Source organism: Dactylosporangium sp. NPDC005572 (assembly GCF_040605515.1).
Lineage (GTDB): Bacteria > Actinomycetota > Actinomycetes > Mycobacteriales > Micromonosporaceae > Dactylosporangium.
Window position 1 is genome coordinate 52,063 of record NZ_JBEXCY010000037.1, and the last position, 19,654, is coordinate 71,716.

The following is a 19,654-nucleotide window of genomic DNA, read 5'->3' on the forward strand; positions in this document are numbered from 1 at the left end:
GGAGCACAGAGATGGGCTACGCCGAGCTGACGCCCGAGGCGCTGCTGTCGGCCGGGTTCGAGGCGCCGGAGGTGACCGGAGGCGCGTGGCACGTGTCGTGGGACGGCGCAGCCGCCGGCCTCGTCGACCGGCTGGTGCCGGAGACCGTCGCGTTCCACACCTCCGGTACCACGGGCCCGCGTCGCGCCTGGTGGCGCACGCGCGAGCAGCTGTGGACCGAGGCCGGCCTGCTTGCGGACCTGCTCGGTGGCGCCGAGGCGCCCCGCGCCGTCGTGTCGTTCGTGCCGCCGGTGCACATCTACGGCGCGCTCGCCACCGTGCTCGTCCCGGCGCGTCTCGGTGTGCCGGTGTGGTACCGCTCGGGCTTCTTCGGCGCCATGCCGGCCGTCGGCGGCCGTGCGGTCGTGGTCGCCGCCACGCCATGGATCTTCACGCTGCTGCTGCAGCACCTGGACTGGGTCCGGGGGTTCGACCGGGTGGTCGTGCTGCACAGCAGCGCCATGTTGCCGGCCACCGCCGGGCGCTTCCTCGCCGAGGCGGGCGCCGACCGCGCCGAGATCGTGGAGGTGCTCGGCTCCACCGAGACCGGCGGGATCGCGGCCCGGCGGTGGGCCGGCGGCGAGCCGCCGCCGTGGACGCTGCTGCCCGACGTCGACCTGGTGCCTGCGGGCGCCGACGAGCAGGCCGCCGTCCCCGGCGAGGTGCCGCTCGTGGTGCGCAGCCCCCGGCTGGCGTTCGGCGCGGGGGAGCGGCCCCCGGCCACCCGGCGCACCGGCGACCACGTCGAGCCGGTCGGTCCGCGCGGTTTCCGCTTCGCCGGGCGGCGCGACCGGCTGGTGAAGGTCAACGGCCGGCGCATCGACCTCGACGAGGTGGAGCGGGGCATCCGGCCGCTGCTGGACGCCGCCGACCTCGCGCTCGCCCCGGTCGCCGATCCGATGATCGGCGAGCACCTCGACCTGCTGCTCGTTCTTCGGCCCGGCACGACGCTGGCCGGCCTCGACCTGGCCGCGGCGATCGCGGCGATCGGCGTGCGGCCCCGCCGGGTGCGGGTGCTGCCGCGCATCGAGCGCTCGCCGACCGGCAAGCTGCGCGCCGAGCAGCCCGACCCGCTCTGACGTCCGGCCCCTGACCCGTTCCCACCGACCGCAGAGGTAGCCAACGTGACCATCACCGTGGAGATGTCCAGCAGCAGTACCAGCGACGCGGGACGCCTGGCGGACATCGTCCGCGGCGCGGCCTGGGACGCCAAGCTCGAACCGTGCGACGCGGCCGATGTCGCGCGCATGCGGGCCAGCGCCGACACCGTCGACGCGCGCCTGGCCACCGGGGCGCCGATCTACGGCCTGACCCAGGGCTTCGGCCCGCTCGTACTGTTCCGCGCCGACTCGGAGCTGGAGCAGGGCGCCTCGCTCATCGCCCACCTCGGCACCGGGCAGGGCCGTCCGCTGGACGCGGACGTGTCGCGACTGGTGCTGTGGCTGCGGCTCAACAGCATGCGCAAGGGCTTCTCGGCGGTGTCGCCCGACTTCTGGAACCGGCTCGCCGAGCTGTGGAACCAGGGCTTCACGCCGGTGATCCCGCGCGACGGTACCGTCAGCGCCAGCGGCGACCTGCAGCCGCTCGCGCATGCCGCGCTGAGCCTCACCGGGGAGGGCGAGGCGTGGATGCGCGACGAGCAGTCGCGCTGGGCGGTGCGCCCGGCCGCCGAGGTCCTCGCCCGGCTCGGCGCCGAGCCGCTGGTGTGGCCGGTCCGCGAGGCGCTCGCGTTCGTCAACGGCACCGGCGTCGGGCTGGCCCAGGCGATCGTCAACCACCAGTCGGCGCTGCGCCTGACCCGGGCGGTGGCGGTGCTCGCCGCGCGGATCGCCGCGCTGCTGGGCTCGAACCCCGAGCACTTCGACGACGGCGTCGCCATCGCGCGCGGCCAGACCGGCCAGCTCACGGTGACCGGCTGGCTGCGGCGCGACCTGCCGGCCGGACTGGTCCACGATCCCCGGCGGCCGCTGCAGGAGCCGTACAGCGTGCGGTGCACCCCGCAGGTGCTCGGCGCGGTGCTCGACCAGCTCGACGCCGCCGGGGCGATCCTCGCGCGGGAGGCCGACGGGGTCACCGACAACCCGATCACCTACGACGGGCGGGTCCTGCACGCCGGGAACTTCCACGCGATGCCGGTCGGGTTCGCCGCGGAGCAGACCGGCCTGGCCATGCACATGGCGGCGTACCTGGCCGAGCGGCAGCTGGCGCTGCTGGTCAGCCCGGTCACCAACGGCGACCTGCCGCCGATGCTCACCCCGCGCGCCGGCCGGGGCTGCGGGCTGGCCGGCGTGCAGATCAGCGCCACGTCGTTCGTTGCCCGGCTGCGCCAGCTCGTCGCGCCGGCGTCGCTGACGACGCTGCCGACGAACGGCTGGAACCAGGACCACGTCCCGATGGCGCTCAACGGCGCCAACGGCGTCGCCGACGCGCTGGAGCTGGGCTGGCTCACGGTCGGGTCGCTCGCGGTCGGCGTCGCGCAGCTCACCGCCATGCTCGAGCGCCGCGACACCGCCACCGGGGTCTGGGGAGAGCTGGAGGCGATCTCGCCGCCGCTCGCCGCCGACCGGCCGATGGCCGCGGAGGTCCGCGCCGCCCGGGACCTGCTGCAGCGGCACGCCGCCGAGCTGCTGGAGACGCCCGGGAGCCCGGCGTGACCGACGTGTTCCGGCTGCCGACCCCGGGCGAGGTCGGCGCCTTCTACGACGAGGCGAACGAGCTCATCACCCGGTTCCAGGGCGGCAACATGCACTACGGCTACTGGACCGGGCCCGACGACGACAGCAGCTTCGAGGTGGCCGGCCAGCGGCTCACCGACATTGTCATCGACAAGCTCGGCGTCCGGCCGGGCGACCGGGTGCTGGACGTCGGCTGCGGCCCCGGCAAGCCGGGCGTGCACCTGGCCCGGCGCACCGGCGCCGCGGTCCTCGGCATCTCGGTGAGCGAGCGGGACGTGGCGCTGGCCGGTGCCCGCGCGCGGGCCGAGGGGCTCGCCGACCGGGCCGTGTTCCAGCACGCCGACGCCACCGCGCTGCCGTTCGAGCCGGAGTCGTTCGACGCGGTGATGCTGCTGGAGTCGATCGTGCACATCCCGGACCGGGCCCAGGTGCTCGGACAGGTGAGCCGGGTGCTGCGGCCCGGCGGCCGGGCGGTCCTCACCGACTTCGTGCGCCGCGGCGAGGACCTGGAGCAGGACGCGGAGACGCAGGCCGCGGTCGCCGCCGCGCTGTGGGCGTGGCGCGCCGCGCCGCTGGTGCGGGCGGAGGACTATCCCGGCTTCGCCGAGCAGGCCGGGCTGGTCATCGACGAGATCACCGACATCACGATGCAGACGATGTACACCTACCCGCGCACGTACGAGGCGATGCGGGAGTACGCCGAGCGGCACGACGACCTGCCCGAGGACCTGCAGCGCATCCTCGACATGGGCCTCGACGAGGACTTCGACCCCGACATGGTGAGCGAGGGCGTGATCATCGTCGCGCTGCACCGGCCCTGACCCGAATGACGAAAGGGGGCCGGCTCGCCGGCCCCCTTTTCGCCGCGCCTGCGATCAGGGGCGGTACTTGGCGGTCAACGCCTCCAGCTGGTCGGCGACCTCGTTCGGCGCGGACAGCGCCCGGATCTCGTCGCGCAGCGCCCCGGCCCGCTCGGCGAACGACGCCTCCCCGAGCAGCCGCAGCAGCCCGGCCCGGACCGCGTCGCCGGTCGCCTCGCCGGAGTCCAGCGCCAGCCCGGCGCCCTGCGCGACGAGCCGGCCGGCCAGCAGCGGGCCCTCGAAGTGGTACGGCAGCAGCAGCTGCGGCACGCCGTGCAGCGCGACGGTGCTCAGCGTGCCGAACCCGCCGTGGTTGACGACGGCGGTGCACGTCGGGGCGAGCGCGTGCAGCGGCACGTAGTCGACGACCCGCGCGTTGTCCGGCACGGTGCCGAGCCGCTCCTGTTCCGTGGCGGCGACCGTCGCGACGACCTCGACGTCGAGGTCGGCCAGCGCCGAGAGCACATCGGCGACGCTGAACGTGTAGCCGCTGAAGTGCTCCGTCGCCGACAGGCCCATGGTGAGCGCCACCCGCGGCCGCTCCGGCGCGGTCCACAGCCACTTCGGCACCACCGCCGGCCCCCCGTACGGCACGTACCGCATCGGGACGTAGTGCAGGTCGGCCCCGACGCGCAGCGAGTCGGGCAGCTGGTCGACGGTGAACTGACCGGAGACCATGTCGTCGTCGTAGTCGACGCCGAACTGCTCGGCGTGGGTGCGCAGGTAGCCGGCGAGCGGGTCGCGCCGCGGCGGGGCGAGCCGCCGGAGCCGTTCGTGGACGACGCCGAAGACGTCCGCCGTGAACAGCAGCCGGCCGTGGGCGGCGCCGCAGGCCTTGGCGGCGATCGGGCCGGCGTAGGTGAACGGCTCCCACAGCACCAGGTCGGGCCGCCAGTGCCGGGCCATCGCGACCAGCTCGGTCACCAGGGGCGCGTTGTGGAGCTTGAACCCCCACGTCACGAAGTTCTCGTAGTCCTCCTCCACGTCCGCCCAGCCGACCGGGCCGGTCGGCTCCTCGGCGAGGTGGTAGGGGCGGGGCAGGCCGCGGCGGAACTCCTCGCGCTCCTCGTCGGTGTCGAGGCGGTCCACGTCGACGGCCCGGCCGACCGGCGCCGCGGTGAGGCCGGCCTGGGTGATCGTCGCGGAGAACTGCGGCAGGCTGGCGACGCGTACCTCGTGCCCGGCGGTACGCAGGGCCCACGCCAGCGGCGCCATCGTCAGGAAGTGGGTTTTCTGCGGCAGGGTGCACAGCAGGACACGCACGGGCTCTCCTAGGGACTCGACTGGAACTTGCGGGTCAGTGCCTCCAGCTCCGGCACCAGCGCGTTCGGCGAGGGGGAGCCGAGGATCTCATCGCGCAGGCGGGCCGCGTTGCGGCGGAAGTACGGCTCGGCGAGCAGCCGCGCCACCGCGTCGCGCACGACCTCGCCGGTCGCGCGACCGGTGTGTGCGGCGAGCCCGCTGCCCTGTGCGACCAGGGCGCGGGCGAGCATCGGCTGGTCGAAGTGGTAGTACAGGGCCAGGTGCGGCACCGGGTGCAGCGCCGCCGTGGCCAGCGTCGCGGCGCCGGCGTGGTGGACGACGGCGGCGCAGGTCGGCAGCAGTGCGTGCAGCGGCACGTAGGGCACCAGGCGGGCGTTGCCGGGCACCCGTCGCAGCCGGGCCTGCTCGCGCTCGGCGACCGTCGCGACGACCTCGATGTCGAGCTCGCCGAGGCGGTCCAGGACGTCCTGCAGCGACACGGTGTAGCCGCCGTAGACCTCGGTGGCCGACAGGCCCATCGTGAGCGCGACGCGGGGGCGTTGTGGGGCCTCCCACAGCCACGCCGGCACGGTCGCCGGGCCGCCGTAGGGCACGTAGCGGGTGCGCACGTAGCGCACGCCGGGTGCTTCGGTCTGCAGGCTCGCCGGCAGCTGGTCGATGGTGAACTGCCCGGTGGCCATGTCCTCGGTGAACCGCCCGCCGAACCGCTCGGCGTAGGCGCCGAGCCATTCGGCGAGCCGGTCGACGCGCTCGCCGGGCCGTTCGCGCAGCCGCAGCAGATAGTGTGCGCGGCCGAGGCCGTAGACGTCGACGCCGTAGAGCAGCCGGGCGTGGGCGGCGCCGCACGCCTTGGCCGCGACGGCGCCGGCGAACGCGGTCGGCTCCCAGATGATCAGGTCGGGGCGCCACGCGCGGGCGAACGCGACGAGGTCGGCGACCAGCGGGAAGTTCTCCATCTTGTGCCAGTGCCGCACCGCCTGCTCGAAGCCGGCGTCGAGGTACTCCCAGGTCGCCCTGGCCGGCTGCTCGGCCACGTCGTAGGGCACCGGGATGCCTTCGCGCTCGCGCTCCAGCGCGTCGGGGGCCATCCGGGCGAGCCGGAACTGGTCGCGGCCGCGGCCCAGCGGCACCGCCGTGAGCCCGGCGGTGGTGATGGTGTCCACCAGCGACGGCTGGCTGGCGACGCGCACCTCGTGCCCCGCGGTGCGCAACGCCCACGCGACCGGGACGAGGTACTGGAAGATCGTCTTCTCCGGGTTGGTGACGACGAGGACCCGCACGCCGGCCTACCCGGCGACCCGGTGCTTGGCCGCCAGCTCCTCCAGCTGGACCGCGACCTGGTTCGGCGTGGGCATCGCGAGCAGCTCGTCGCGCAGCGCGGCGGCCCGCTGCCGGTGGACCGGCTCGTCCAGCAGCCGCCGCACGCCGTCGCGCACCCGCTCGCCGGTCGCCTCGCTCGCGTGCACGACCAGCGCCGCGCCCTGCGCGCCGACCCGCCGGGCCAGCTCCGGCTCGTCGAAGTCCCACGGCACGGTCAGCTGCGGCACGCCCGCCCGGGCGACGGTGAGCAGGGTGCCGGGCCCGGCGTGGTGCACGACCGCCGAGCACGTCGCCACCAGGGCCTGCAGCGGCACCCACGACTCGACGCGCACGTTCGGCGGCAGCGGGCCGAGGCGGTGCTGCTCGGCCTCGGCGATCGTCGCGACGACCTCGACGTCGAGCGTGGCCAGCGCCTCGAGGATCGCCGGCACGCTGACCACGTAGCCGGAGAACCGGTCGGTGGCGGTGATGCCGAGGGTGAGCGCCACGCGTGGGCGCTTCGGGGCCTCCCACAGCCATTTCGGCACCACGGCGACGCCGCCGTAGGGCGTGTACTGCATCGGCAGGTACTGCAGCCCCGCCCGCATGGTGACCGAGTCCGGCAGCTGGTCGATCGTGAACTGGCCGGTGATCAGCTCCTCGCTGAACGGCACGCCGTACTTGGCGGCGAAGCCGGTGAGCCAGCCGGCGAGGGGGTCGGGATGCCGGCGCGGGTCGGCCGGATCGGCCAGCGCCTCCAGTACCTCGGGGTCGCCGGACTTCTCGGCCGCCGCGCGCAGCTCCGCGTCGTCGGCCGGCGCGCCCGGGTCGGGCCGGCGGGCGGCGAGGTCGAGGAAGACCTCCCGGGTCGCGCCGAAGACGTCGAGGCTCCACAGCAGCCGGCCGTGCGCGGCGCCGCACGCCGCCGCGGCGATCGGGGCGGCGTAGGTCGTCGGCTCCCACAGCACCAGGTCCGGCCGCCAGGCCCGGCAGAACTCGACGAGCCCGCCGATCATCGGGAAGTTGTCGAGCTTGTGCCAGCCGTGCGTCTTGTCGTGGTAGCCGGCCCGCAGGCTGGCCCAGTCGGCCGCCCCCGGGTCGGCCGCGGCCTCGTACGGCAGCAGCAGGCCCTCGCGGTCGGCCTCGCGCTGTTCGGGCGAGAGCTCGGCGAGCCGCCAGATGCCCCGGTTGCGGCCGACCGGCACCGCGGTCAGACCGGCGCGGGTGATGTGGTCGGTCAGCTCCGGCTGGCTGGCGAAGCGCACCTCGTGCCCGGCGGTCCGCAGGGCCCAGGCGAGCGGCACCATCGCCTGGAGAAACGTGCGTTCGGAGTAGGTGGTCAGCAGCACCCGCATGGCGTCGGGCCCCTCTCAGGCGGTGGCACGGGCGGTGGCATAGGCGGTGGTGAGCGCCTCCAGCCGGGGCACGATCCCGTTGGGGCTGGGGGCGGCGAGGATCTCGTCGCGCAGGTCGGCCGCCCGCCGCCGGAAGCCGGGTTCGGCGAGCAGCCGCAGGATCGCGGCCCGGACGGCGGCGCCCCGCGACTCGCTGGTGTGCAGGGCGAGGCCGGCGCCGTGGCGGGCGAGCAGCCGGCCGATGGTCGGCTGGTCGTAGTGGTAGTACAGCGCCAGCTGCGGCACGGGATGGCGGGCCGTCGTGGCCAGCGTCGCGGCGCCGGCGTGGTGAACGACCACGGCACACGTGGGGACGAGCGCGTGCCACGGCACGAACGGTACGAGCCGCGCGTTGGCCGGCACCCGCGCGAGCCTGCCCCGCTCGCTGTCGGCGACCGTGGCGACCAGCTCGATGTCGAGGTCGGCGACGCTGTCGAGCACGTCCTGCAGGTCGAACGTGTAGCCGTCGTAGACCTCGGTCGCCGACAGGCCCATGGTGAGCGCGACCCGCGGCCGGGCGGGTGGCTCGCGCAGCCAGTCCGGGACGGTCGCCGGCCCGCCGTAGCCGATGAACTGGGTGCGCACGTAGGTCAGCCCCGGCGCCTCGACCTGCAGGCTCGCCGGGAACTGGTCGACCGTGAAGTGCCCGGTGGCCATGTCCTCGGTCGCGGTGAAGCCGTACCGGCGCCCGTAGCCGGCGAACCAGTCCATGAGCGGGTCGTCGCGCTCGCCGGGCGGCTGGGCGTCGCGCAGCGCGCGATAGGTCTGGCGGACCCCGCCGAAGACGTCGATGCCGAACAGCAGCCGGGCGTGCGCCGCGCCGCAGGCCTTCGCCGCGATCGCCCCGGCGTAGGTGAGCGGCTCCCAGACCACCAGGTCCGGCCGCCAGGCGCGGGCGAAGTCCACCAGCTCGGCGATGATCGGGAAGTTGCTCATCCGGTGCCACCCGGTGACCGCGCCGGCGACGCCGGGTCGCAGGTAGTCCCAGGTGGCCTTCGCCGGGTCGTCGAAGGCGTCGTACGGCGCCGGGATGCCGGCCCGCACGGCGTGGTGGGCGTTGTGCGCGACGCGGGCGACGCGCCAGTTGTCCCGGGTCTGCCCCACCGGTACCGCGGTGAGGCCCGCCTGCGTGATGAGCGGGGCGAAGCCCGGCTGGCCCGCGAATACGACCTCGTGCCCGGCCGTGCGCAGCGCCCACGCCAGCGGCACCATGTACTGGAAGATGCTCTTCTCCGGGTTCGTCACGAACAGCACCCGCATCACGCGACCCCCGCCCGATCCGCGGAGAGGCGCTCCAAGTCGGGCACGAGCGCATTCGCCGGCGGCAGGGCGAGCAGCGCCGCCTGCAGGCGGGCCGCGCCGTCGCGTGCGGCGCCGTCGCGCAGCACCCGCAGCACCGCCGTCCGTACTGCGCCGGCCGTGGCGGCGGCGTCGCGGGTCGGCGGCACGTCGATCGCGGCGTCCTGCGCCGCCACCCGCCGCGCCAGCTCCGGCTCGTCGAAGTCCCACGGCACGGTCACCTGCGGTACGCCGGCCAGGGCGACCGTAAGCAGTGTGCCGGGCCCCGCATGGTTGACGACCGCGGCGCAGGTCGGGGCGAGCGCGGCGAGCGGCACCCAGGGCACCGTGCGCACGTTGGCCGGCAGGCGGCCCAGGCGCTCCCGCTCGGGCCCGGGGACGGTGGCAACGATCTCGGCGTCGAGGTCGGCCAGGGCGGCCAGCAGGATCCCGAGGTCGACGGCGTAGCCGGCGAACCGCTCGGTGGCGGTCACCCCCAGCGTGACCGCCACCCGGGGCCGGCCGGGCGGCCGGGACAGCCAGGCGGGCACCTCGGCGGGCCCGCCGTACGGCGTGTAGCGCACCCCCAGCCGGGGCAGGCCGGTCGGCAGGGCGATCGGGTCCGGCAGCGGGTCGACGGTGAACTGACCCGTCGCCAGTTCCTCGGTGTACTCGCCGCCGTGCCGGCGGGCGTAGCCGCCGAGCCACTCGGCCAGCGGGTCGTCGTCCGGCGGGCCGTCGCGCAGGAACAGCCGCCGGGTCCGGCCGAGGACGTCGAGGCTCCACAGCACGCGCCCGTGGGCGGCGCCGCAGGCCGCGGCCGCGATCGCGCCGGCGTACGTGGTCGGCTCCCACAGCACGAGGTGGGGCCGCCAGGCCCGGGCGAGCTCGACCAGGTCAGCGATCATCGGGAAGTTGTCCGCCTTGTGCCAGCGGCCGACCATGTCGGCGTAGCCGTCGCGCAGGCGTTGCCGGTCGAGCCGCTCCGCGTCGCCGACGGCCGCGTCGTAGGGGGACGGCAGGCCGGCCCGCAGCGCCTCCCGCTCGCTGTGGTGCAGCGCCGCCAGCCGGCCGGGGGAGCGGCCGCTGCCGACCGGGACCGCGGTCAGCCCCGCGGCGGTGACGACCGGGCAGAAGCCGGGCGGCGCGGCCACCCGGACGTCGTGGCCGGCGCCGCGCAGCGCCCAGGCCAGCGGTACCGTCGCGTGGAACATGCTCCGGTCGGCGACGGTCGCCAGCAGGATCCGCATGCCCGGCCGCCCTCAGCCGGCCGCTTCGCGGTGCTCGGCGGTGAGCCGCTCCAGCCGCGGCACGAGCTCGTTCGGGGTGGGCAGGGCGAGGATCTCGTCGCGCAGGTCGGCGGCCCGGCGGCGGAAGGACTCCTCGGACAGCAGCCGGAGCACGGCCGCCCGAACCTTCTCGCCGGTCGCCTCGGCCGTCGGGATCTCCAGGCCGGCGCCGTGGTCGGCCAGCTTGCGGGCCAGGATCGGCTGGTCGAAGTGGTAATGCACGGACAACTGGGGCACCGGGTGCCGGGCGGTCGTCGCCAGCGTGGCCGCGCCGGCGTGGTGGACGACCGCCGAGCAGGTCGGCGCGAGCGCGTGCCACGGGACGTAGGGCACGACGGTCGTGTTGGCCGGGATCGTGCCGAGGTGCTCGCGCTCGCTGTCGGCGACGGTGGCGACGAGGTGGATGTCGAGGTCGGCGAGCGCGGCGACGACCTCGCGCATCGAGATCGTGTAGCCGTTGTAGATCTCGGTCGCCGACAGGCCCATGGTGAGCGCCACCCGCGGCCGCTCCGGCGGCGTGCGCAGCCACTCCGGCACCACCGCGACGCCGCCGTAGGGCACGTACTGCATGCGCTCGTACCGCAGGCCGGGCGCCTCGTCCTGCAGGCTCGCCGGGAACTGGTCGACCGTGAAGTGGCCGACGAACATGTCTTCGGTCGCGGTGAAGCCGTACCGGCGGCCGTAGCCCTCGAACCACTCCATCAGGGGGTCCGTGCGCTGGTCGGCCGGCTGCTCGGCGGCGAGGGCGCGGAACGTCTGGCGCACCCCGCCGAAGACGTCGATGCCGAAGAGCAGCCGGGCGTGCGCGGCGCCGCACGCCTTCGCCGCGATCGGGCCGGCGAACGTCATCGGCTCCCAGACCACCAGGTCGGGCCGCCAGGCGCGGGCGAACTCGACGAGCTCGCCGACGATCGGGAAGTTCTGCGGCTTGTGCCAGCTGTTGAGCGCGCCGGCGAGCCCGTTCGACAGGTAGTCCCAGGTGGCCTTCTCGGGGTGGTCGAACGCGTCGTAGGGCTCCAGGATGCCCACCCGCATGCGGGCGCGGACCTCGGGCTGGTGCGCGGTGACCCGCCACGGGTTGCGATCCGCGCCGAGCGGCACCGCGGTCAGCCCGGCCTGCGTGATGACGCCCGCGAACGCGGGCTGGCTCGCGACCCGGACGTCGTGGCCGGCCGTGCGCAGCGCCCACGCCAGCGGTACCAGATATTGGAAGATGGTCTTCTCCGGGTTGACCGCGAACAGGATCCGCATCAGCGTGCTCCTTCCAGATGCTCCGCGGTCAGCGCCTCGAGCCGCCCGACCAGCGCGTTGGGGGTCGGCAGCGCCAGCAGTTCGGCGCGCAGCCGGTCGGCGCCGGCGCGGAATCCGGGCTCCTCCAGCAGCCGCCGCACGGCGTCGCGGACGGCCGGTCCGGTCGCCTCGCCGGCGTGCACGGCGATCGCCGCGCCCATGCGGGCCAGGCCCTCGGCCAGCGGCGGCTCGTCGAAGTGCCAGGGCAGCACCAGCTGCGGCACCGCCTGCAGGGCCGTCGTGGACAGCGTGCCGAAGCCGGCGTGGTGGATGACCACGGCGCAGGTCGCGACGAGCGCCTGCAGCGGCACGAACGGCACGAGCCGCGCGTTTGCCGGCACCCGGGCCAGCCGGCGCTGCTCGCGTTCCGGCACCGTGGCGACGACCTCGACGTCGAGCTCCGCCAGGTGGTCCAGGATCGCCTGCAGGTCCACGACGAAGCCGTCGAAGCGTTCGGTGGCGACGAGGCCCATCGTCAGGGCCACGCGCGGCCGGCGCGGTGGCTCGTGCAGCCAGGCCGGGATCTCGGCGGTGCCGCCGTAGGGCGTGTAGCGCATCGGCACGTACCGCACGCCCGGAGCCTCCAGCCGCAGCGCCTGCGGGAACTGGTCGACCGTGAACTGGCCGGTGACCATGTCCTCGTCGAACTCGGCGCCGTTGGCGCGGGCGTAGGCGCCGAGCCACTCGCCCAGCGGGTCGGCGCGCTCGCTCTCGGGTTGCCGGGCGAGCAGCCGGCGGTACAGCACGCGGGTCGCGGCGTAGATGTCGAGGCTGAACATGATCCGCCCGTGGGCCGCACCGCAGGCCTTGGCCGCGATCGCGCCCGCGTAGGTGGTCGGCTCCCACAGCACCAGGTCGGGCCGCCAGAACCGGGCGAAGGCCACCAGGTCCGGGATCATCGGCACGTTCTCGAGCTTGTGCCAGTCGCGGACCTGCTGGCGGAAGCCGTCGCGCAGGTAGGGCCACGAGATGTCCTCGGGCCGCTGGTCGACGACGTCGTACGGCATGGGCAGTCCGACGCGACCGTCGGTGTTCCAGTCCGGGGCGACCTCCAGGACGCGGGCCGGGTCGCGGTACCGGCCGACGGACACGGCGCTCAGGCCGGCCTTCGTGATCTCGTCGACGAAGGCCGGCTGGCTGGCGAAGACCACCTCATGCCCGGCGGTGCGCAGCGCCCAGGCGAGCGGCGCCATGGCCAGGAAGTGCGTGCGCTCGGCGTAGGTGACCAGCAGGACGCGCACGGGTTCAGCCCTCCGCCGACTCGTGCAGGGCCGCGGCGGCGAGCCGGTCGAGCCCTTCCTGCAGGCTCACGCGGGGCAGCCACCCGGTCGCCGCGCAGAACGCCGACGGGTCGAGCACGAAGTCGATCGCGTCGGTGGCCATCGCGTGCGCGGCGGGCGGCACCGACACCACCGGCACCGGCGGGCGGCCGCTGTGGGTGGCCACGACCTTGGCGATGGTGCCGAAGAGGTCGGACACGCTGGTGCCGAGGCCGGTGCCGACGAGCCAGTGCCGGCCGCCGGTGGCGTCGATGTGGTCCATGGCGGCCACGAACGCCGCCGCGGCGTCGTCGACGCACAGCAGGTCGCGCAGCATCGTGCCGTCGTGCCAGAGGGTCAGCGGCTCCCCGCTCAGCGCGCGGCGGGTCATGGCGGCGGCGACGCCCCGGTCGAGGGCGGTCGGGTCGGTGCCCTGGGAGTAGAGCGTGGCCAGCCGCAGCGTGGTGCCGCGGACCGAGCCGGCGGCGTGCGCGCGCTCGATGGCCTGCTCGCCGGCGAGCTTCTGCCGGTCGTAGGTGGTGAGCGGGCGGTCCGGCTCGCTGCCGTCGATGCGCGACCGGCGGCTGCGCCCGGCCTGTGACATCGACCCGGCGAAGAGCACGACCGGCGGCCGCCCAGTGCCGCCGTCCCGGACCGCGTCCAGCAGGTCGTGGACGAGGCCGAGGTTCACCCGCTCGGCGACCGGGTCGTCGGCGCCGACCCGCCAGGTGCTCGCGCCCTCGATGAAGGCCACGAGGTGGAACACCACGTCGGCGCCCTCGACGGCGGCGGCGAGCGCGCCGGGCGTGGCGAGGTCGGTGGCGAGGACCTCGACCTCGGCCCGGGCCGCCGGCGGCACGCTCGCCGCCCGGCGCCCGACGAGACGCAGCCGCACCGGCCGCTCGGCGAGCCGGCGGGTCAGGGCCGTGCCGAGCAGGCCGGAGGCGCCGAGCACGACGATCAACGGGGGCTGGTTCACTGCTTCCACGGGCTCCTCCATGGCGCCGGGGCCGTTCAGACGGGCGCCGAGCGCCAGGTCAGCGGCTCGGGCAGGATGTTGCCGAGGTTGTCGTCGACGTGCCGTTCCCACTCGTGCCGCTCGATCTGAAACGTGTGGAGGTCCCACAGGGTGCCCCGGAAATACAGGTGATCGGACAGCACGCTGCGAATCTGCGAACCGCCGAGGGTGAGCCCGAACGCGCTGAAGCTCGCCTCGGTCGTCTGCGCGACGACCTTCTCGACGTTGAACATCGCGAACGCGTAGTTCAGCAGCAGATGAATGGCTTCCGAGCCGATTCCCAAACGGGCTCGCGACCGGTCCAGATAAATGCCGCAGCGAATATGTCCGGCGGGGTCGAGCCCGTGCAGCGTACTGAATCCGAGCACTTCTTCGCCATCGCGCCGGCACACCAGGAATGCCGCGTCGAGGATGCGGAACATGCCGGCGGTGGTGGCGGCCGGCCGGAAGCTCTCCAAACCGGTGCGCAACAGCGTGTCGAGGAACAGCGAGTGGTCGCGCATCGAGGCCGGGCGCAGTTCGACGCGTCGCGAGACCGTGTGCGGGAAGATCACCGGCGGCTTCCTTCTCGGGTTGGGCGTCCCGCTGGCGGGACGGGGACGAGGGTCAGGCGTGCGCCGCCTCGGGGGCGAACGCGCCGTCCGGCTGCTGGTCGGCGGTGCGGTTGCCGTCCCAGCTCATGACGCCGATGGCCGGGGGCAGTGCGGAGATGTCGGCCCGGTCCTCGGCGGTGAGCACCAGGTCGGCGGCCCGGGCGTTCTCCTCCAGCCAGCGGCGGTGGCGCGTGCCGGGGATGGGCACGACGTTGTCGCCCTGGTCGAGCACCCAGGCGATGGCCACCTGGGCCGGGGTGGCGCCGTGGCGGGCGCCGATGCGCCGCAGCCCGTCGATGATGGCCTGGTTGGCTCGCATGGCCTCGGGCCGGAAGCGTGGGTCGCGGCTGCGGGAGTCGTCCGAGGGCAGCTCGGCGCCGTTGAGCCGGCCGGTGAGGTAGCCCCGGCCGACCGGTGCGAACGCGAGGAACCCGACGCTGTTCTTGACGCTCCAGGGCAGCACGTCGGCCAGGTTCTGGGTGCACCAGACCGACAGCTCGTACTGCACCGCGGTGACCGGGTGGATGGCGTGCACCAGCTCCAGTTCGTCGCCGGTCGCGTGCGAGACGCCCAGGCCGCGGACCTTGCCCGCCGAGACCAGCTCGGCGAGGGCGCCCCAGGTCTCGGCCAGCGGCACCGCCGGATCGACCCGGTGCAGCTGGTAGAGATCGATGACGTCGGTCTGCAGGCGCCGCAGCGACGCGTCGCACGCGCTGCGGACGTGCTCGGGCCGGCCGTCCCGGCGGAACTTGCCGTCGGGCCCGCTGACCAGGCCGCACTTGGTGGCGATGTGCACCTCGCCGCGGAACGGATGCAGGGCCCGCCCGAGCAGGGCCTCGTTCTCGTAGGGCCCGTACACGTCGGCGGTGTCGAACAGGTCGATGCCGAGCTCGACCGCGCGGCGGATCACCCGGATGCTTTCCTCGTCGTCGCGCCGGTCGTCCTCGGACGGCAGGTAACCGTGCGACATCGAACTGCAACCGAGTCCGATCGCACTGACCGGGAATCCATCTACGAATTGCGTCTTCCGCATGTCTACCCGCAAATCTACCCAGGTGGGCGATCGAGGTTGTCAGGACAATACGGCCGGACCGCGCCGCAGGTTTTCCGTGGGCGCTTCACGCCGTCGTTGCGGTAGGGATCGTCACCAATGTCCGAGCGGTTTCGCAATAACGGGAGGGGATTATTCCGGGGGCGTCGGCGGTCGATTCGCCGGCACCAGGAGCTCACCGACCAGATCGGGACCCGCGGCATTGACGAATGCGACGGCCTGCGCTATGCCGAGGTCGGGTGCCTGGTAGAAGCGGTAGCCCGCCGCGGTGGACACGCGGACGGTGAGCAGGCCGAGCAGCCGCTGGGTCAGCGTCTCGCGCACGGTCCAGCCGATGACGGCGCCGCGGTCGATGGCGGCGGTCGAGCGGGACATCAGGCCGCAGCGCAGCACGAGGTACGGCCCGACGATGCCGTGGCCGAGGGCGCGGTAGGCGACGCGGGCGCACTGCACGGTGACCGGGAGCAGGCCGAGGGCGGCGAGCCAGGCCCAGGCCGGCGGGCCACCGAGCGCGGCGCTCCAGGCGAGCAGCCCGGCCAGCGCCAGCGGCACGAGGGCGGCCCACCACAGCCGGCGCAGCAGGGCCCGGCGCGGGTGCGGGGTCAGCGGGGCCTCCATCGGCCGGTGGCCGTCCGGCAGGACCAGCGCGGCCACCCGCCGCGCCTCGCGGATCGGGCCGCGCGGCAGGATGCTGCTGGCCGGCTCGTTCGCCGCCGACCAGCCGGTGAGGCCGGTGGAGATGACCTCGGTCTCGCAGAGGCCCGCCCAGCGCCAGAAGAGCGGCTCGCTGAAGTGGATGCCGCGCAGGCGGGCGTCGTCGCGGTAGACCTCGCGGGTCTGCAGCAGGCCCTGCCGGGTGAGCAGGGCGGTGCCGGTGTCGGTGCGCGTGCGCAGCAGTTCGAAGCCCCAGTTGTCCTTCACGAACCCGACGGCGTGGCCGGCGACGCCGAGCAGGAACGTCCCGCCGACCGCCACGGCGATCGACCAGCCGACGCCGAGGTCGCGCCAGTCGACGAGCTTCGCCAGGACGTCGGCGAGGTTCACGCCGACGAGCTGGAACGCCCAGAACGAGCTCCACAGCAGGAACCCCGCGACGAGGAACGCCCACGCGTTGACCAGGTTGTAGAAGATCCACGACCAGCGCAGGCGGGCGATGAGCGGGTTGCCGTCGAGTGGCCGGTCGTCGGCCCGGTCGGCGGCGGCGGCCGCCGGCCCGGGTTCCCGGCGGTCGCCGGCGCCGATGAGCGCTCGGCGCAGTTCCTCGGCCATCGCGGTGGAGAGTGCGTCGAGCCGGAACGACGGCTTCGGTTCGCCGGAGCCGATGAGCACCACGCGCAGCCCCGCCAGGCGGTGGCGCAGCCGGGCGTGGCTGTCGACGCTGCGGATCCGCTCCCGCGGCACGTAGCGGAAGCTGGTGAACCAGACGCCGGTGCGCTGTTCGACGCGGTCCGGTGTCACGCGGTACCAGGTGCGCCACCACCGGACGAGGTCACCGACGGCGCCGAGGACGCCGAGCGACGTGGTGGCGATCGCCGTCCAGATCGAGAACGAGTCGAAGCCGAGGTGGAACACCAGCATGGTGACCGCCGTCGGGATCAGCGAGAGGACCAGCACGACCACGTCCACGACGACCACCCGCACGTGCAGGCGCCGCCAGGGCACCTCCGCGTCGGGGTTGCCGGCGTCGGCGTCCGCGGCCGGTCCGGGCTCGCGGGCCGTGACCGTCATGTGGCGTCCCCCGGCGTGTCCTGGGTGATGTCGGTGAGGCGCTCGGCCGCCTCGGCGGCGACCCGCGCGTCGAGGCCGCGGATCGCGATGCTGCCGGCCTTCGCGGCGGTCGTCACCTTCAGCGTGGTCAGCCCGAGCAGCGCCTGCAGCGGGCCGCGCTTGGTGTCGATGCTCTGGATCCGCGAGATCGGGGTGATGCGCCACTCGCGCGTGATCCAGCCGTCGAGGTTGTAGACGGCGCGGTCGGTGAACTCCCAGCGATGGACCAGGTACCGCCAGGTCGGCATGGCCAGGATGTTGACCGCGGCGAACACCGCCGCCACGGCCAGCAGCGGGCCGACGTAGGGCCGCGACGCCTCCCACAGACCATAGGTCAGCCCGAGCCCGCCGACGCTCACCAATGCGGTGACGATCGCGTTGAGCGTCCACAGGAGAATTGCCCGGCGCTCGACCCGGTGGCGCGGTGGACGCAGGGCGGGTGCACGTTCCTGGGGAAGTGCTTGAGTCATGGCGGCCATGCTGCAACAGCCTCTTTGAGGGGCACAAGGACGGCGTCCGGGCGATTGCGAGGAATATTCGGTAATGGACCGGCCCCGGTCGCGGCAGGCGCGCCGGGGCCGTTTCCGTGACATTAATTGGGCAGGGAGACCTTGTCGTCGGGACCGGTCACCGCCCGATCGTCGAGAATCACCGTCGCCGCGGCGTCGAGGCTCGCAACGATCCACGCCAGCAGGTCCTTGTCGGTCTGCTCGGCCGCCTGCTCCCAGCGCTGCTTGCGCTCGGTCTCGAGGCTGACGTGCAGGCTGACGCTCTCCAGGGTCCGGCTGTCGCCGTCACGGCGGCGCTGCGCCTGCCGGCGCAGTTCGTTGCGCGACCAGCCGTTGGTCTCGGCCGCCGAGAGCAGGGCGTCCTGATCCTCCTCGGCCAGGCTGGCCACCTCGGCGTGGTGCTGGAAGCTCAGCTTCTCCCGACGGCGTGCCGGGCTGAACCGCCGTGCGACCCACGCGTAGTTGCGCAGGGTCTGGTAGTCGAGCGAGGTCTCCGAGATGGCGTGTTTGTAGCGGCCCGGGTACTGGGCCTGGCCATAAATCAGCCAGTCACCGAGCCACCACGCGGAGGAGTCGGAGATGATGAAGATCTGCTTGCCAAGATTGCGCCAGGCATTGATCGGCATGCCGTCGGGGATGGTGAGCGTGGTGCGCTTGGTGATCGCCTTGCCGTCGACCGCGAATCGGCCGGCGTTCTCCGTGGTGGGCCCCGCCGTGCTCTTTTCGTTTCGCGCCGGTAACTGGCTCACGCGGTTGCTGTTAGTCATTCGCCACCGTGCCAATCGTGCGTTCAGGAAAGAACCCAACGGCGCTGATCGTTTCAGGTAGGCACTGGACGATGTCTATACATGTGCCAAACAGCCACCAAACTGGCGGCCCCGGACCGCGGAATCCACGGTGCGGCGAACCGCCCTGTCCCGCTGGCGGGACGCCGCCCGCGGCCGGCGGCCGCCGCGGTCGGACCCGCCCGGGTTCGACCGCCGTCAGACGAGGCCGGCGTCGAGCAGCCGGCGCGCGTAGGCGAGCAGCAGACCGTGCAGCCGGAAGTGGTCGGGCATCGGCTCGTCGACGAGGCTCGCCTCAACGAGCGTGTCCAGGCTGCGGCGCACCGTGCGCCGGTCGGCGCCGGACAGCTCAGCCGCGTCGTCGAGGGTGAACGTCGACTCCCGGGCCAGGCCGAGCGCCTGCAGCAGCTGCGCCGCGTCGGGCGGCAGTTCGCGCAGCGACCAGTCGAACACGCACCGCAGTGTGGCCCGCTCGTCGCCCGGCACGTGCAGGTAGTCGAAGAGGTGCTCTTCGCCGAGCGCGGCCAGGGCGGCGATCGCGACGTTCGGCGGGGCCGTGCCGTGCATGCGGGCCGCGGCGATGCGCAGCGCGAGCGGCAGCCGGGCGCACGCGTCGACGATCTTGCGAACCGCGGGGTACTGCGCCGCGGTGAAGGTGTGCCCGACGGCGCGGCTGAAGAGGCTGATCGCCTCCTCCTCCTGCAGCACGTCGAGGCCGATGCGCCGCGCGCCGTCGCGGACCGCGAGGCCGGTCAGCGCGGTGCGCCCGGTCACCAGCACCACGCTCGACGAGCCGCCAGGCAGCAGCGGGCGGACCTGCTCGACGGATGCGGCGTTGTCGAGCACGACGAGGAGCCGGCGGCCGGCGACGTGGCTGCGGAACAGCGCGCTGCGCTCGAGGGTGCCGTCGGGCGGCTCGGTCCGGATGCGGAACGCGGCCAACAGGCTGCCCAGTGCCTCGTGCGGCGGCGTCGGCCGCCCGTGCGGAGCGTAGCCCTGCAGGTCGAGGTAGAGCTGCCCGTCGGGGAACTGCCGGGCGATGCGGTGCGCGAAGTGGATGGCGAGCGCGGTCTTGCCGACGCCCGGCCCGCCGGTGACGACCACGACGCTCGCCTCGCCGCGCGACTGCGCGCCGGACACGACGTCGCCGATGCGCCGCAGCTCCGCGGTACGCCCGGTGAAGCCCGGAACGTCGTGCGGCAGCTGGGCCGGGATCGTTGCGAGGGGCGCCCGGCTACACCAGCGTGTCGGCCGAGGCCGACTACGACACCACCACCAATAACGG

17 protein-coding genes are annotated in these 19,654 nt (G+C 74.1%); 3 read left to right on the plus strand and 14 right to left on the minus strand.

What is annotated here, in order from left to right:
* The first annotated feature begins 11 nt into the window (after window positions 1-11).
* Genes ABZS66_RS20310 through ABZS66_RS20320 form a run of 3 tightly spaced genes read left to right on the plus strand, consistent with a single transcriptional unit; the run spans window position 12 to window position 3,535 of the window.
* Window positions 12-1,118 (plus strand): class I adenylate-forming enzyme family protein, encoded by a 1,107-nt coding sequence (locus ABZS66_RS20310; RefSeq protein WP_354759768.1) that lies wholly within the window; start codon window positions 12-14, stop codon window positions 1,116-1,118.
* 45 nt (window positions 1,119-1,163) lie between these two features.
* Window positions 1,164-2,693 carry an aromatic amino acid ammonia-lyase gene (locus ABZS66_RS20315; RefSeq protein ID WP_354759770.1) on the plus strand — a complete coding sequence of 510 codons (1,530 nt, stop codon included), beginning with the start codon at window positions 1,164-1,166 and terminating at the stop codon, window positions 2,691-2,693.
* Window positions 2,690-3,535 carry a methyltransferase domain-containing protein gene (locus tag ABZS66_RS20320; protein WP_354759772.1) on the plus strand — a complete coding sequence of 282 codons (846 nt, stop codon included), beginning with the start codon at window positions 2,690-2,692 and terminating at the stop codon, window positions 3,533-3,535. Before ABZS66_RS20315 ends, ABZS66_RS20320 begins: the two co-directional genes overlap by 4 nt.
* Before the next feature lie 54 nt (window positions 3,536-3,589).
* Here ABZS66_RS20320 and ABZS66_RS20325 read toward each other — a convergent pair whose 3' ends face one another.
* The 14 genes from ABZS66_RS20325 to ABZS66_RS20390 form a co-directional block, all read right to left on the minus strand.
* On the minus strand, window positions 3,590-4,837 hold the full coding sequence (locus tag ABZS66_RS20325; RefSeq protein WP_354759774.1) for an activator-dependent family glycosyltransferase: 1,248 nt from the start codon (window positions 4,835-4,837) through the stop codon (window positions 3,590-3,592).
* Window positions 4,838-4,845: 8 nt separating this feature from the next.
* A complete protein-coding gene (locus ABZS66_RS20330; protein ID WP_354759776.1) occupies window positions 4,846-6,117 on the minus strand; it encodes an activator-dependent family glycosyltransferase in 1,272 nt (423 codons plus the stop codon).
* Window positions 6,118-6,123: 6 nt separating this feature from the next.
* Window positions 6,124-7,491, minus strand: a complete 1,368-nt coding sequence (locus tag ABZS66_RS20335; protein WP_354759778.1) for an activator-dependent family glycosyltransferase — start codon at window positions 7,489-7,491, stop codon at window positions 6,124-6,126.
* A gap of 15 nt (window positions 7,492-7,506) precedes the next feature.
* A complete protein-coding gene (locus ABZS66_RS20340) occupies window positions 7,507-8,790 on the minus strand; it encodes an activator-dependent family glycosyltransferase (RefSeq protein WP_354759780.1) in 1,284 nt (427 codons plus the stop codon).
* Entirely contained in the window at window positions 8,790-10,058 is a 1,269-nt protein-coding gene (locus ABZS66_RS20345) for a nucleotide disphospho-sugar-binding domain-containing protein (protein ID WP_354759782.1), read from the minus strand. Before ABZS66_RS20345 ends, ABZS66_RS20340 begins: the two co-directional genes overlap by 1 nt.
* Window positions 10,059-10,070: 12 nt before the next feature.
* A complete protein-coding gene (locus ABZS66_RS20350) occupies window positions 10,071-11,348 on the minus strand; it encodes an activator-dependent family glycosyltransferase (RefSeq protein ID WP_354759784.1) in 1,278 nt (425 codons plus the stop codon).
* Window positions 11,348-12,628, minus strand: a complete 1,281-nt coding sequence (locus ABZS66_RS20355; protein WP_354759786.1) for an activator-dependent family glycosyltransferase — start codon at window positions 12,626-12,628, stop codon at window positions 11,348-11,350. The genes ABZS66_RS20350 and ABZS66_RS20355 overlap by 1 nt, the downstream gene beginning before the upstream one ends.
* 4 nt (window positions 12,629-12,632) lie before the next feature.
* Window positions 12,633-13,634: an NAD-dependent epimerase/dehydratase family protein gene (locus ABZS66_RS20360; RefSeq protein WP_354759788.1), complete on the minus strand. Its 1,002-nt coding sequence runs from the start codon at window positions 13,632-13,634 to the stop codon at window positions 12,633-12,635.
* 26 nt (window positions 13,635-13,660) lie between these two features.
* Window positions 13,661-14,218, minus strand: a complete 558-nt coding sequence (locus ABZS66_RS20365; protein WP_354759790.1) for a GNAT family protein — start codon at window positions 14,216-14,218, stop codon at window positions 13,661-13,663.
* Between the two features lie 52 nt (window positions 14,219-14,270).
* Window positions 14,271-15,290, minus strand: coding sequence for an aldo/keto reductase (locus ABZS66_RS20370; RefSeq protein WP_354759792.1), 1,020 nt, complete (start codon window positions 15,288-15,290; stop codon window positions 14,271-14,273).
* 150 nt (window positions 15,291-15,440) lie between these two features.
* Complete coding sequence (locus ABZS66_RS20375) at window positions 15,441-17,036, minus strand: PH domain-containing protein (protein ID WP_354759794.1); 1,596 nt, start codon at window positions 17,034-17,036, stop codon at window positions 15,441-15,443.
* A complete protein-coding gene (locus tag ABZS66_RS20380; RefSeq protein WP_354759796.1) occupies window positions 17,033-17,545 on the minus strand; it encodes a PH domain-containing protein in 513 nt (170 codons plus the stop codon). Before ABZS66_RS20380 ends, ABZS66_RS20375 begins: the two co-directional genes overlap by 4 nt.
* A gap of 122 nt (window positions 17,546-17,667) precedes the next feature.
* Window positions 17,668-18,351 carry an LmbU family transcriptional regulator gene (locus ABZS66_RS20385; protein ID WP_354759798.1) on the minus strand — a complete coding sequence of 228 codons (684 nt, stop codon included), beginning with the start codon at window positions 18,349-18,351 and terminating at the stop codon, window positions 17,668-17,670.
* A gap of 216 nt (window positions 18,352-18,567) precedes the next feature.
* Window positions 18,568-19,654 (minus strand): AAA family ATPase (locus ABZS66_RS20390; RefSeq protein ID WP_354759800.1); only part of this gene is annotated, 1,087 nt, incomplete at its 5' end.

Bases quoted from the DNA above. Each gene is read 5' to 3' on its own strand.
- ABZS66_RS20375 (WP_354759794.1), bottom strand. From the start codon at position 17,036: ATGACGGTCACGGCCCGCGAGCCCGGACCGGCCGCGGACGCCGACGCC.
- ABZS66_RS20370 (WP_354759792.1), bottom strand. From the start codon at position 15,290: ATGCGGAAGACGCAATTCGTAGATGGATTCCCGGTCAGTGCGATCGGA.
- ABZS66_RS20385 (WP_354759798.1), bottom strand. From the start codon at position 18,351: ATGACTAACAGCAACCGCGTGAGCCAGTTACCGGCGCGAAACGAAAAG.
- ABZS66_RS20335 (WP_354759778.1), bottom strand. From the start codon at position 7,491: ATGCGGGTGCTGCTGACCACCTACTCCGAACGCACGTTTCTCCAGGCG.
- ABZS66_RS20310 (WP_354759768.1), top strand. From the start codon at position 12: ATGGGCTACGCCGAGCTGACGCCCGAGGCGCTGCTGTCGGCCGGGTTC.
- ABZS66_RS20340 (WP_354759780.1), bottom strand. From the start codon at position 8,790: ATGCGGGTGCTGTTCGTGACGAACCCGGAGAAGAGCATCTTCCAGTAC.
- ABZS66_RS20345 (WP_354759782.1), bottom strand. From the start codon at position 10,058: ATGCGGATCCTGCTGGCGACCGTCGCCGACCGGAGCATGTTCCACGCG.
- ABZS66_RS20380 (WP_354759796.1), bottom strand. From the start codon at position 17,545: ATGACTCAAGCACTTCCCCAGGAACGTGCACCCGCCCTGCGTCCACCG.
- ABZS66_RS20350 (WP_354759784.1), bottom strand. From the start codon at position 11,348: ATGCGGATCCTGTTCGCGGTCAACCCGGAGAAGACCATCTTCCAATAT.